The organism is Flavobacterium cucumis, from assembly GCF_900148835.1.
Classification (GTDB): Bacteria; Bacteroidota; Bacteroidia; order Flavobacteriales; family Flavobacteriaceae; genus Flavobacterium; species Flavobacterium cucumis.
In genome coordinates this window covers 61,079-74,296 of sequence record NZ_FRYK01000002.1, presented here as the reverse complement: position 1 = coordinate 74,296, position 13,218 = coordinate 61,079, and the positions used below count along the sequence as shown (strand labels likewise).

The following is a 13,218-nucleotide window of genomic DNA, read 5'->3' as shown; positions in this document are numbered from 1 at the left end:
TAAAGAAACTCTCAGATTTATCTGGGAGTTTTTTGTTTTTTTTTATCTTTCTAAATATTTTTTAAACATCTAAGGATTTCTTACATTAGCATTCCAATAGATGTATTATGATTTCAGAAGCGCAATTTCAAAAAGAATTAGAATTAATCATTAGTAATGCCATTCGTGAAGATGTTGGAGACGGCGACCATAGTTCGTTAGCTTGTATTCCAGCTTCTGCACAAGGAAAAGCGAAGTTATTAGTTAAAGATGAAGGGATTATAGCTGGAGTAGCATTTGCTAAAATGATTTTTGATTATGTAGACAAAGAGATGAAAGTGGAGACGTTTATCAATGATGGCGAAAGAGTGAAACATGGTGATGTCATTTTTCATGTTTCTGGAAGTTCACAATCTATTTTAAAAGCTGAGCGTTTGGTGTTGAATTCGATGCAACGTATGAGTGCCATCGCAACTAAAACTAAAATGTTTGTTGATCTATTAGAAGGAACTAAAACTAAAATTTTAGATACAAGAAAAACCACACCGGGAATTCGTGCCATCGAAAAATGGGCGGTAAAAATTGGTGGTGGGGAAAATCATCGTTTTGCGTTGTATGATATGATTATGTTGAAAGACAATCATATTGATTTTGCTGGTGGAATTCAACAAGCGATTGCTAAAACAAAGCAATATTTAACCGATAATAAAAAAGATTTGAAAATTATTGTTGAAGCAAGAGATTTAGAAGAAGTACAACAAATATTATATGCAGGAGGCGTTTATCGAATTTTATTAGATAATTTTGATTATGAAACGACAAAAGAGGCGGTAGCAATGATTGGAAATCAAAGTTTTACTGAATCTTCAGGAAATATTAACGAAAAAACAATTCGTAATTATGCCGAGTGTGGTGTGAATTATATTTCGTCGGGTGCTTTAACACATTCGGTTTATAATATGGATTTAAGTTTGAAAGCTATGTAATCTATGTCTGAAGAAATAGAAAATAAACTCAATAAAATTCCCATTGTTAAGCATTTAGTTTTGCTTACTAAAGCCGTAAAGTTAAAATCTTTAGAAGGTTTATCTCTTTATGATATTTTAGAACTTTATGTGTTGGGAATTTTCAAAGGTGCTTTTTCATACAGAGCAAGTGCTATTGCGTTTAGTTTTTTTATGGCTTTATTTCCATTTGCTTTATTTATTTTGAATTTGATCCCTTTTATACCATTAGAAAACTTTCAGGCTGATTTTTTAGAGTTTGTAGAAGAAGGAGTTCCACCCAATACATATGACGCTATTGAAACCATTTTAAAAGATATTATGGGAACTAGTCATGAGGGTTTGCTTTCCTCGGGTTTTATTTTGTCAATTTTATTAATGACGAATGGAATTAATGCTATTTTGGGCGGATTCGAAATGTCAGCACATATTACGATTACTAGAGGATTCTTTAAACAGTATTTTATTTCACTCGCTATTTCTTTAGTATTATCAATGATTTTGTTAATCACTGTTGCTGCAATTGTTATTGCTGAGGTGATGATTCAAAAAATTAACATACGAGGCTATGTTGCAGATGTTTCGGTTATTGAATGGAGTCGATATGGCTTTATTCTTTTAATGATTTTAATTACCACTTCAATTTTATACAAATTTGGAGCAAAAGAAACTTCAAGTATGTCTTTCATAAGTTATGGGGCTGTTTTTACTACCATTTTAATAATATTATCATCTTATATTTTTGGTATTTATGTTACTAAATTTGCAAAGTATAATGAATTATATGGTTCTATTGGTACACTTCTTGTGTTAATGTTTTACATTTGGATAAACTGTATGGTATTGTTATTAGGTTTTGAATTAAATGCAGCCATATCCAAGTTGAAAAGGAAAAATTTATATGTTTAATTTAAAGTGAAGAATATGATGATGCGAATTTTACCAATAGTAATGTTGTTGTGTTTTTTTCAGAATTTTGCACAACAAGTTGTTTCAGGAGTTTTTGTAGATAATAAAATTTCTTTTGAAGACAAAGAGTTAGTCTTAAATGGTGCTGGAATTAGAGAAAAAATGTGGATTGAGTTATACGTTGGATCTTTGTATGTACCCTATCGAATTCAGACTGAAAAGGAACTTTATGAGATGAATGACTCTTTTTTGATGCGAATCGACATTGTGTCTCCCAGAATTACATCAGATGTTCTGATTGAAGCAATTGAAGCTGGTTTTGAAAATTCTACAAAAGGAAAAGCAAATGAAATTAGAGATAAAATCGATTACTTAAAAGGATTCTTTAAAGAAGAGATTGTTGTGGGAAACACGTTTATTTTATATTATAATTCTTCTGCAAAAGTAACCACCATATACAAGAATGGTTTAAATCTTGGAAGTATAGATGGAGAAGATTTTAAAAAAGATTTTTTTGGAATTTGGTTTTGTGATAAGCCAGCTAGTAAGAAATTGAAAGAGAAAATGTTAGGAAATTAAGAGATTCATAATTTCATTATTCATACTATTTATCATAAAAATATTTTTTTATTTTAAAGGAATAGTCTATTTTTATAAAAATTAATTTAAAATACTATGAAAAAGCAATTTTTATCATTATTGTTCTTTACTTTTTTAACTTTTATTCCAGTTCATGCTCAAAAAGTAGTCTCAGGAATTAAACTCGATGCTAAATTGTCAATTGAAGGACAAGATTTAGTTTTAAATGGTGCTGGAATTAGAGAGAAAATGTGGTTTGATCTTTATGTTGGTTCTTTGTATGTTGAAAAAAAATCGAGTAATGCAAAGGACATTATTAATTCTAAGGAAGCTATTGCAATTCGTCTTGATGTTTTATCTGGTATGGTGACTTCTAAGAAAATGGTGGCTGCTTTGGATGAAGGACTTGTAAATTCTACTAATAACAATACAGCTCCTTTAAAAGACAAAATTGCAAAATTCAAAGGGTTTTTTAAAGATGAAATTAAAGTTGGAGATAAGTTTATTTTGGTTTACGATCCTGCTCAAGGAGTTGTTTTTTACAAAAATGGTGTAAAAAAAGGAACAATTGAAGGATATGATTTTAAAAAAGCGCTATTTGGAATATGGTTATGCGATAAACCTGCTGATGCTGGTTTAAAATCTAGTTTACTAGGGAAATAGTCCTATTTTAACCCAATATTATTAAGCGTTCTCAACAGAGAGCGCTTTTTTTTTTGAACTTCTCTTTTTTGAATTCTCTTTTTTCCAACTATATTTGTTCTATGTTGTATTTTATAGAAGTCGTTTTACCATTAGCGGTTTCCAAAACCTTTACATATCAGGTTTCGGAAGCTGAGTTTCATTATATTCAAATTGGAATGCGAGTAGCGGTTCCATTTGGTAAGACTAAAATTTATACAGCTTTAGTAGTAGGTAAATCGAATACACCACCACATTTGTACGAAGCAAAAGAGATTCATCAAATTTTAGATGAGAAACCTGTTGTGAATTTGCACCAAATCGAACATTGGAAATGGATTGCTTCTTATTATATGTGTTCGCTTGGTGAAGTGTTTAGAAGTGCATTACCATCAGGATATATTTTGGAAAGTGAGACGATTATTTCTTCCAAAGAAAATACCAAAATCGATTTAAATGACTTAAAAGATGATGAGTATCTAATTCTAGAGGCTTTAAAAAGTCAATCTTCAATTACAGTTCAAGAGGTGATTAAGATTTTAGGAAAGAAAACTGTTTTCCCAATTATCAATCGATTATTAACAAAAGGTGCTTTGGTTTTACAAGAAGAAATTTCGGAACAATACAAACCCAAGTTAGTTCGGTATATCAGATTGCAAGAAGAATTTCTGCAACAAGAAAGATTAGTCGAATTGTTAGAAGTTTTATCGAAAGCTAAAAAACAACGCGAATTGGTTTTGCATTATTTCCAACTACAAGCAAGGGAAAAAGCACCGATTTCAGTGAAAAAGCTAATTGAAACTTCTGGAAGTACCTCCGCTGTAGTAAAATCTTTGGTAGATAAAACGATTTTTGAAGAATATTATATAGCTCAAGATAGAGTTGCGTTTGATAAAGAAGATGACTGTCAATTCATGTTAAGTGAAGCGCAACAAACAGCTTTTGATAGTATTAAAGAAAATTTTAAAACTTTTGATGTGAGTTTATTGCATGGAGTTACAGCTTCGGGTAAAACCGAAATTTACATTAAACTTTTAGAACAATACATAAATGAAGGAAAACAGGTATTATTTTTATTGCCTGAGATAGCTCTTACAACTCAATTAGTTCAGCGATTAACAGCTTATTTCGGAAATGAAGTCGCAGTTTTTCATTCCAAATATACTAATAATGAGCGAATTGAAGTATGGAATCAAGTCTTGGAAAATTCTCCGAAAGCTAAAGTTGTTATTGGGGTTCGTAGTGCTTTGTTTCTCCCGTTTTCCAATTTAGGCTGTATAATTGTAGATGAAGAACACGAACAAACCTTTAAACAACATGATCCAGCGCCAAGATATCATGCACGCGATGCTGCGATTGTTTTAGCTAAACAACACGGAGCAAAGGTAGTTTTAGGAAGTGCCACGCCATCTTTAGAAACCTATTATAATGTGCAATCCAATAAGTACGGTTTAACCGAATTGAAAGTACGTTACGGAAATGTAATATTACCCGAAATTCAGTTGGTTGATTTAAAGGATAAATATTTTAGAAAGAAAATGTCTGGGCATTTTTCAGATGAATTATTAGAGGAAATTACGGAAACTTTATCAAAGGGTGAGCAAGTTATTTTATTTCAAAATCGTAGAGGATTTTCCCCTTATGTTGAATGTATGACGTGCGGTCATGTACCTCATTGTCCCAGTTGTGACGTTAGTTTGACCTATTATAAATTTAAAAATCAGTTACGTTGCCATTATTGCGGTCATTCCATCTCTAATCCAACCCATTGTCACAGTTGTCAGTCTGTTGATTTAACGACTAAGGGTTTTGGGACTGAACAAATTGAAATGGAATTGAAGACGTTTTTCCCAGAGAATAATATAGGGAGAATGGATCAAGATACCACTCGTGGAAAATTTGGTTTTGAGAAAATCATTGACTCTTTTAAAAATAGAGAAATTGATGTTTTGGTAGGAACGCAAATGTTAGCCAAAGGATTGGATTTTGATAACGTAACTTTAGTAGGGATTTTAAATGCTGATAATTTATTAAATCAACCTAATTTTAGAGCTTATGAAAGAGCCTATCAAATGATGGTGCAAGTTTCGGGTAGGGCAGGGCGTTCAGAGAAAAAAGGAAAAGTGGTTATACAGACATATAGTCCGTATCATAATACTATACAGCAAGTTTTGGGTAATAATTACATTGGAATGTTTCGAGAGCAAGTTTACGAACGTCAGAACTTCAAATATCCCCCTTTTTATCGATTAGTAAAGCTTACTTTAAAGCATCGTGACTTTGATAAATTGAAAGAAGGTTCGATGTGGATTTATAATGTTTTGTCTCAAAATTTAGACATGCCCGTTTTGGGTCCTGAAGAACCTGCTATCAATAGAATTCGTAATGAATATATTCGAACCATCATGGTTAAAATACCTGTTGAGAAACAGTTAAGTAATACTAAAAAAAATATTGCGAGAGTGCTCATGAGTTTTGAAGCAGTTTCGCAATATCGTTCTATTAAAGTGAAAGTTGATGTAGACGTGTATTAAGCGTTTTCAATGGCTTTTACAATTTCTTCTTTCTTATTACGACTCAAAGGAATTTTAGTATTTCCGATTTCGGCAAATTTACTATTAAATTTTTCTACTCGATCTAAGTTTACAATATATGATTTGTGAACACGAATAAATTTTCCTGTAGGAAGTTCTTTTTCAAAACCTTTCATTGTTGATAAAACCAAATGACTTTCTTCGTCAGTTACTACCTTAATATAATCCCCATATGCTTCAATCCATTTGATTTTATTGATTAAAACTTTTAGTTTTTTTAAATTACTTTTTATGATGATACTCTCACCATGTTCTTCATTGTCATAACGAAGCGAATGAAGTTCTACAGCTTTTTTAATTGCTTTATTGAAACGTTCTCTGTGTATAGGTTTCTGTAAAAAATCGGTAGCTTCATATTCAAAAGCTTTGACTGCATAATCTGCTTTCGATGTAATGATAATAATTTGTGGTTTGGTTTTTAAACCATCTAACAAATCAAATCCGTTAATGAGAGGCATCTCAATATCAAGAAAAATCAAATCAATTCTGTTATTGTTGATACAGTTTTTTGCTTCTAAAGCGTTAGAAAAATCTCCAACCAAATTTAACAAGGTGGATTCATTTACTAATTTTGTTATAGTTATTCTTTGTATTGCACTATCGTCAACAACTATGCTATTCAACTTCATGGGTAAGCTAATTATTTTAATAAAAGTATGTCAAATAAAGTAATTAAGCAAGTTTTTATTTGTTATAAAAAAATATAGCTATAAATATTGATTAATTCAATAAAATTACTATTTTTGCAACCAATTTTATAACAATAAATATAAAGATTATGAATCATTATGAAACTGTTTTCATCTTGAATCCCGTTTTATCTGAGCAACAGGTAAAGGAAACAGTAAGCAAGTTTGAAGATTTTCTTACTTCTAAAGGGGCTGAGATGGTATCGAAAGAAGATTGGGGCTTAAAAAAATTAGCTTACGAAATTCAACACAAGAAAAGTGGATTTTATCACTTATTCGAATTCAAAGCGCCAGCTGAAATTATCATTGCATTTGAAACTGAATTCCGTCGTGACGAGCGTATTATGCGTTTTTTAACAGTGTCTTTAGACAAACATGCAATTTCTTGGGCAGAAAGAAGAAGAGCAAAATTAAAATCTAAAACAAACTAATTATGTCTACATTAGAGCAATCTGCAAAAGGGAAAAAAGACGGGGATATCAGATATCTTACGCCTTTAAATATAGATACAAACAAAACTAAAAAGTACTGTCGTTTCAAAAAATCAGGTATTAAATATATTGATTACAAAGACGCAGATTTTTTATTGAAATTCGTTAACGAGCAAGGTAAGATTTTACCAAGACGTTTAACAGGTACTTCGTTAAAATACCAAAGAAAAGTTTCTGTAGCTGTTAAAAGAGCTCGTCACTTAGCTTTGATGCCATACGTGGCCGATTTATTAAAATAATAATTAACAAATAGTTGTTGCTTCGCTACTAGCGGGCTAACTTCTAATTAAAAGGACAACAACATGGAACTTATCTTAAAACAAGACGTTCAAAATTTAGGATTTAAAGATGACGTAGTAACTGTGAAAAACGGATATGGTCGTAATTATTTAATTCCGCAAGGTTTAGCGATTTTAGCTACTCCATCAGCTAAAAAAGTTTTAGCAGAAAATTTAAAGCAAAAAGCGCACAAAGAAGCTAAGATTGTTGCAGATGCAAAATCTTTAGCTGAAGCTTTAAAAGCTTTAGAAATCAAAATTACTGCTAAAGCAGGTGGTGATAAATTATTTGGTTCTGTTACTAGTGCTAACATTGTGGAAGCATTAGAAGCTAATGGACATTCAATTGACAAAAAATTCATCACTAGTGGAGTTGTTAAACGTGTAGGTAAATATACTGCATCGGTTAGATTACACAGAGATGTTATCGTTGAATTAGCTTACGAAATCGTAGGTGAAAAAGCATAATTTTTCTTAAAATATAAATTAGCTCCGATTTTATCGGGGCTTTTTTTTTATCTTTACTTTATAAAATTACTACATGAAGTACGCAAGATTGACCAAAGAGCAATTGGAAGAATTGCATCCAGAATTCATTACTTTTTTAGCAACACAATCAGTTGATAAAAAGGAATGGGATGAAATTAAACAAAATAGACCTCATATTGCCGAACAAGAAATCGATGTTTTTTCTGATATGATTTGGGAAAAAGCTCTGACTAATGTTACGCACATCGATCATTTTTCAAAAAATTATATTTTTCTTTTTAAATGCATGCAAAATGCGGTTTTTTCGTACGTAATTAAAACCAATAATCCTCAAATTGACTTCGTTTCTGCTGATGGAATTCACTGGTTATCTGAAAATTTATTTTCTGATGATGTAGAAATTACAAGAGGAAAGAAAGATTTATCAGAAAACAGAAATGAATCGTTGTTCGAAATCATTAAACAAGGTGGAATTATCAGTAAAGGGGAATTGTTTACCAAATTAGACAGCTTAATCAATCAGTAAATATGAGCGTTTTAGATACTATTAAAAGTTTAAGAGAAGAATTAAATCAACATAATTATAATTATTATGTTTTAGATAAACCCACTATTTCTGATTTTGAGTTTGATCAAAAGCTAAAACAATTACAGGATTTAGAAGCTCATCATCCTGAGTTTTTCGATGAAAATTCACCCACTCAACGAGTAGGAGGAATGATAACGAAGAGTTTTGAAACGGTAAAGCATGAATATCGTATGTATTCCCTAGATAACTCTTATTCTATTGAAGATTTACAAGATTGGGAAAACCGAATTCAAAAAGTGTTAGGTGATGTTCCGTTAGAATATACTTGCGAATTAAAATACGATGGCGCATCGATCAGTATTAGTTACGAAAAGGGTCGTTTAGTACGTGCTGTAACTCGTGGGGATGGTTTTCAAGGCGATGATGTAACCAATAACATCAAAACCATAAAAGCAGTTCCCATTCATTTAAAAGGTGATTTTCCTGAAAAATTTGACATACGTGGCGAAATTATTCTTCCGTTTGCCGGATTTGAAAAAATGAATCAAGAATTGATTGAAATTGGCGAAACACCTTATTCTAATCCTAGAAACACCGCTTCAGGAAGTTTAAAATTACAAGATAGTGCTGAAGTTGCCAAACGGCCATTAGATTGTTTGTTGTACTTTGTAATTGGAAATAATTTACCGTTTAAAACCCAATTTGAAGGCTTACAAAAAGCAAGAGATTGGGGGTTTAAAGTTCCGACGCAATCCAAATTAGCTAAAAATCTAAACGAAGTTTTCGAGTACATCAAGTATTGGGATAAACACCGTCACGATTTACCTTATGAAACGGATGGTGTAGTAATTAAAGTCAATAATTTACAACATCAAGATGAATTGGGCTATACTGCAAAATCACCACGTTGGGCAATGGCCTATAAATTTAAAGCCGAACAAGTAACTACAAAATTAAACTCGATTTCATACCAAGTTGGACGTACAGGTGCGATTACGCCTGTTGCTAATTTAGAACCCGTGCAATTGGCAGGAACTATTGTAAAACGTGCTTCATTGCACAATGCCGACCAAATTGAAAAGTTAGATGTTCGAATTGGTGACGAAGTTTTCGTAGAAAAAGGAGGTGAAATTATTCCAAAAATTATTGCTGTGGCTCAAAGAGGAAATCAAGCAGAGCCAACAAAATACATCACGCATTGTCCAGAATGTCAAACCGAATTGGTAAGGAGTGAAGGCGAAGCGAATCATTTTTGCCCAAATTTTTATGGTTGTCCACCACAGATTATTGGAAGAATTCAGCATTTTATTACGCGAAAAGCTATGGATATTGATGGTTTAGGTGGTGAAACAGTAGCGTTATTGTATAGTGCTGGTTTGGTTGCTAATTATGCCGATTTGTATGAATTGAAAAAAGAACAAATCATTCCATTGGAACGTATGGCTGAAAAATCTGCGGAGAATTTAATTAACGGAATTAAAAAATCGAAAGCTATTCCTTTTGAGCGTGTTTTATATGCTTTAGGAATTCGATATGTTGGTGAAACGGTTGCTAAAAAGTTAGCGAAACATTACAAATCTATTGATAAAATAGCTCAAGCAAGTATTATGGATTTGATTTTAGTTGATGAGATAGGTGATAAAATAGCACAAAGTGTTGTACAATTCTTTGAGAACCAAGAAAATGTTCTTATAATCGATAGGCTTAAGAAGTATGGTGTTCAATTAGAAACGGGTGAAGAAGATGTTTTACTTTCTGAAAAGTTAAAAGGTAAAACCTTTGTGGTTTCGGGTGTTTTTGAACTATATTCTAGAGATGAATTAAAAAAGGCTATTGAAGATAATGGAGGGAAAGTAGGAAGTTCAATTTCTTCAAAAACGGATTATGTAATCGCTGGCGATAGTATGGGGCCTTCAAAATTAGAAAAAGCAAATCAGTTAAAAATTGCCATTATAACAGAGATTGATTTTAAAAACATGCTAGATGATTAAATTAAATCCAGCGATATTGCTTTATTTGACAGCACTAATTTTATATGCTTGTTCTATTTTTTTTGAAAATCAAAATTTAGAATTATTTTGCAGACCTATTATCATTCCAACGGTTTATTATTTTTATTTTACATGTGTTAGGGGTAGAATAAATTATCTGTTTACAATTTCAATTCTTTCTTTTTTTATAGGTGAAATTTTATTTTTGATTAGTCAAACGGATTTTTTAATTCCTGGATTGATTTGCTATTTATTACCTTATTTTATTGTTACGTTCTTTCTTTGTCAAGATTTTCTTTTTTATTTAAAAAAGAAAGAATATAAAGTAAATAGTTTGTCTTTTTACATTATTTTTTTACTTCTACTGTATTTAGTCTATAATTCTTTATTTTTTGTTATTGAATCACCTAAAATAGAGTTTAGTATCTATATTTTATTCGGAATTCTTTTGTTTTTTATGGGAATAATAAGTTTTTTAATACAATTTAATTTCAACAATAGAACTATTTTGTTTATGGGATTAATGGTGATTTCGTTTGTTGTTTCAGATTTATTCTTTGTTTTTTCTACAAGAATGCGAGACGTTATTGCTCTGCAAATGATTAATTTAATTACACAACAATTATCTTATTTTTTGTACGCAGGATATTTTATCTATAGATCTAGATATAAAGTTTATGGAAATAGAAATGCGAGTAAGGCTAAAGTTAATCTTTTAAAAATTAAATAACTACAATGTTTTTTCCTTTGTTTTTTAAAGTATTGTCATTAGAAAAATAAAAATCGATTCGTCCTAAATTTATGCCAAAACAACCTACTTGATTTATTAGGACTTCCTTTCCATCGCTGTTTTTTTCAATCACGGGTTTGTCTAAGAAAGTATGGGAGTGGCCACCAATAATGAGATCGATATTTTTTGTTTTTCTTGCTAAATTGATATCACTAGGTTTTTCTAAATCATCTTTATATTTAAATCCAAGATGAGATAGGCAAATTACTAAGTCGCATTTTTTTTCTTCTTTTAAGATTCTTGCCATGTCTTGTGCAACTTCTACAGGATTATTATAGATAGTTTCTTTATATAATTTTTTATCTACCAAACCATCAAGTTCAACACCAAGTCCGAAAACACCTATTTTAATTCCTTCTTTTTTGAATATTTTATAGGGTTTTATGATCGTATCGAGTATGGTGTTTTTAAAATCATAATTTGCTGAAACAAAATCAAATTTCGCATGTGGTAATTGAGAATAAAATCCATCGATTCCATTGTCAAAATCATGATTTCCCATTGTGGCTAAATCATATTGCATCATGCTCATTAATTTAAATTCAAGTTCTCCACCATAATAATTAAAATAGGGAGTACCCTGAAATATGTCTCCTGCATCTAATAACAAGACATTTTCTTCTTCTTTTCTGATGTTTTCAATTATGGCTGCTCTCCTAGCTGCGCCCCCCATGTTAGGATTTCTAGGGTGATCAGCAGGAAAAGGATCAATATGACTGTGTACGTCGTTTGTATGGAGAATTGTTATTTTTTTTGATTCAGGTGAAAGTATAGTGTTAAGACTAAAGTTGGATAATCCTAATAGCGTTGAACTAGCTGCTGTTTTCTGTATAAAATCTCTTCTTTTCATTTTTTAGGATTGTGTTATTCAAGGATAATTTTTTCATCTGTTATGATAGGAATGCTGTCAACTTTTTTGAAATAATCAATTAGCATATTTCTTAATTTGTAGTCCATGTCATATTTTATTTCACTCTCTTTAAAGAAAGTCATGTTATCGCCTCCATTTGAAAGATAATCTGATGTTGCTATATAGTACATTACATCGTCCTTCACTGTTTTTCCGTTGATTTCTATACGATTTACATTTAAATTATCTTTGTTAACAAAAATTTTAATACCACTAAGAGGATGTGGCTTTTTCTCAGTTATTAGATAATTGGCCATTTCTTTTACTTTATTTCCTTTTAATCCTACAATAATTAAGCTATTCTCAAAAGGCATCACTTCAAAAGCTGTTCTTGTTGTTACATTTCCTTGTGGAATTATAGCCCTTATACCTCCATGATTTAATAAGCAAAAATCAATTTGTTTTTTTTCTCTTTTTTCAAAAATTGGTGTTCCTAAATCAAGTACAACTTGTGCTAAAAGGTTTCCAATTGATGTTTGCCATTTGCCTTTGCTTTTGTCTAGTGTTTCTGGAGAAAACGCTAGAACATTATCTAAGTCTTTTGTGATATTCGCTCTAAAAGGGGCGATATAATTTTCAATTTGTGAATTTTCTCCTTTCTCAGCGGTTATTCCTATTTTTTTTCCTTCAATTTTATAGTTGGTATATTCATTCGTTTTACATGAAAAAAAACAACTAAATGTTAATAATATAACAAAAAAACGAAAAGATATTGTATTCTTTTTTACATTTACCATCATAATAAAAGACTTAATTTATAATTTTGTCCAAGATGTAAAAATAGTATGTTTTATAAGATTTTAAAGAATTTTTTTCTAAAAAAAAATGTTAAGAAAAGGTTATTAAACCAACCTTTATTATCCAAACAACAAAAGATTAAAACTATAGGTGTATTAGTTGATGAATCTTATTTTTCTCACACATCAAGTTTGTTAGAGGAAATTTTAAAAGAAGGCTTTGTCAAAGATCAAGTTAAAGTTTTAATTTATAAAGATAAAATTAGATCAAAAGAAGAGATTATTTTTCCTTGTATTTCCCGCAAAAATATTTCGATTTCTGGTGAGATTGATAAGAAAGAAGTATTAGATTTTTTAAATCAACCTTTTGATTTGCTAGTTAACTATTATGATACTAACAAATTTCCAATCATGTTATTGTCCGTTAAGTCAAATGCTCTTTTTAAAGTTGGATTTGACACAGTAGATAAAAGAGTTAACCATTTTATTATCAAAGAATCTATTGAGAATTATAAATCGTTTACATCTGAATTATTCAAATATTTAAAAATTTTAAACAAATTATAAA

15 protein-coding genes are annotated in these 13,218 nt (G+C 30.6%); 12 read left to right on the top strand and 3 right to left on the bottom strand.

Features of this window, described 5'->3' with window-relative positions; genetic code table 11:
- Nucleotides 1–107: 107 nt before the first annotated feature.
- From nadC to priA, 5 genes are all read left to right on the top strand, one after another.
- The gene (nadC, locus tag BUE95_RS06330; protein WP_073582627.1) at nt 108–965 is read left to right on the top strand and encodes a carboxylating nicotinate-nucleotide diphosphorylase; all 858 of its coding nucleotides are present in this window, start codon (nt 108–110) and stop codon (nt 963–965) included.
- 3 nt (nt 966–968) lie between these two features.
- A complete protein-coding gene (locus tag BUE95_RS06325) occupies nt 969–1,892 on the top strand; it encodes a YihY/virulence factor BrkB family protein (RefSeq protein WP_073582625.1) in 924 nt (307 codons plus the stop codon).
- Between the two features lie 15 nt (nt 1,893–1,907).
- Entirely contained in the window at nt 1,908–2,471 is a 564-nt protein-coding gene (locus tag BUE95_RS06320; RefSeq protein WP_084530239.1) for a chalcone isomerase family protein, read from the top strand.
- Nucleotides 2,472–2,567: 96 nt separating this feature from the next.
- Nucleotides 2,568–3,134, top strand: coding sequence for a chalcone isomerase family protein (locus tag BUE95_RS06315; protein ID WP_073582623.1), 567 nt, complete (start codon nt 2,568–2,570; stop codon nt 3,132–3,134).
- Between the two features lie 101 nt (nt 3,135–3,235).
- On the top strand, nt 3,236–5,686 hold the full coding sequence (gene priA, locus BUE95_RS06310; RefSeq protein ID WP_073582621.1) for a replication restart helicase PriA: 2,451 nt from the start codon (nt 3,236–3,238) through the stop codon (nt 5,684–5,686).
- Here the strand turns inward: priA and BUE95_RS06305 are convergent.
- The gene (locus BUE95_RS06305; protein WP_073582619.1) at nt 5,683–6,375 is read right to left on the bottom strand and encodes a LytR/AlgR family response regulator transcription factor; all 693 of its coding nucleotides are present in this window, start codon (nt 6,373–6,375) and stop codon (nt 5,683–5,685) included. The two genes, priA and BUE95_RS06305, sit on opposite strands and share 4 nt — an antisense overlap.
- A gap of 149 nt (nt 6,376–6,524) precedes the next feature.
- Between BUE95_RS06305 and rpsF the strand changes: the two genes are divergently transcribed.
- The 6 genes from rpsF to BUE95_RS06275 all read left to right on the top strand — a co-directional run bounded on the left by rpsF (nt 6,525) and on the right by BUE95_RS06275 (nt 10,943).
- A complete protein-coding gene (rpsF, locus tag BUE95_RS06300; RefSeq protein ID WP_073582617.1) occupies nt 6,525–6,866 on the top strand; it encodes a 30S ribosomal protein S6 in 342 nt (113 codons plus the stop codon).
- Nucleotides 6,867–6,868: 2 nt separating this feature from the next.
- The gene (rpsR, locus tag BUE95_RS06295) at nt 6,869–7,165 is read left to right on the top strand and encodes a 30S ribosomal protein S18 (protein WP_008253655.1); all 297 of its coding nucleotides are present in this window, start codon (nt 6,869–6,871) and stop codon (nt 7,163–7,165) included.
- A 63-nt stretch (nt 7,166–7,228) separates the two neighbouring features.
- Nucleotides 7,229–7,672, top strand: a complete 444-nt coding sequence (gene rplI / locus BUE95_RS06290; RefSeq protein ID WP_073582615.1) for a 50S ribosomal protein L9 — start codon at nt 7,229–7,231, stop codon at nt 7,670–7,672.
- A gap of 73 nt (nt 7,673–7,745) precedes the next feature.
- Nucleotides 7,746–8,219, top strand: coding sequence for a DUF6495 family protein (locus tag BUE95_RS06285; protein ID WP_073582613.1), 474 nt, complete (start codon nt 7,746–7,748; stop codon nt 8,217–8,219).
- A gap of 2 nt (nt 8,220–8,221) precedes the next feature.
- The gene (ligA, locus tag BUE95_RS06280; RefSeq protein WP_073582611.1) at nt 8,222–10,213 is read left to right on the top strand and encodes an NAD-dependent DNA ligase LigA; all 1,992 of its coding nucleotides are present in this window, start codon (nt 8,222–8,224) and stop codon (nt 10,211–10,213) included.
- A complete protein-coding gene (locus BUE95_RS06275) occupies nt 10,206–10,943 on the top strand; it encodes a hypothetical protein (RefSeq protein WP_073582609.1) in 738 nt (245 codons plus the stop codon). Before ligA ends, BUE95_RS06275 begins: the two co-directional genes overlap by 8 nt.
- Here BUE95_RS06275 and BUE95_RS06270 read toward each other — a convergent pair.
- Nucleotides 10,936–11,853 carry a bifunctional metallophosphatase/5'-nucleotidase gene (locus BUE95_RS06270; RefSeq protein ID WP_073582607.1) on the bottom strand — a complete coding sequence of 306 codons (918 nt, stop codon included), beginning with the start codon at nt 11,851–11,853 and terminating at the stop codon, nt 10,936–10,938. The two genes, BUE95_RS06275 and BUE95_RS06270, sit on opposite strands and share 8 nt — an antisense overlap.
- Nucleotides 11,854–11,867: 14 nt before the next feature.
- The gene (locus BUE95_RS06265; RefSeq protein ID WP_143165233.1) at nt 11,868–12,653 is read right to left on the bottom strand and encodes a 5'-nucleotidase C-terminal domain-containing protein; all 786 of its coding nucleotides are present in this window, start codon (nt 12,651–12,653) and stop codon (nt 11,868–11,870) included.
- Nucleotides 12,654–12,698: 45 nt separating this feature from the next.
- On the opposite strand from BUE95_RS06265, the gene BUE95_RS06260 reads away from it, so the two are divergent.
- Nucleotides 12,699–13,217 carry a DUF6913 domain-containing protein gene (locus tag BUE95_RS06260; RefSeq protein WP_073582605.1) on the top strand — a complete coding sequence of 173 codons (519 nt, stop codon included), beginning with the start codon at nt 12,699–12,701 and terminating at the stop codon, nt 13,215–13,217.
- Nucleotide 13,218 lies beyond the last annotated feature (1 nt).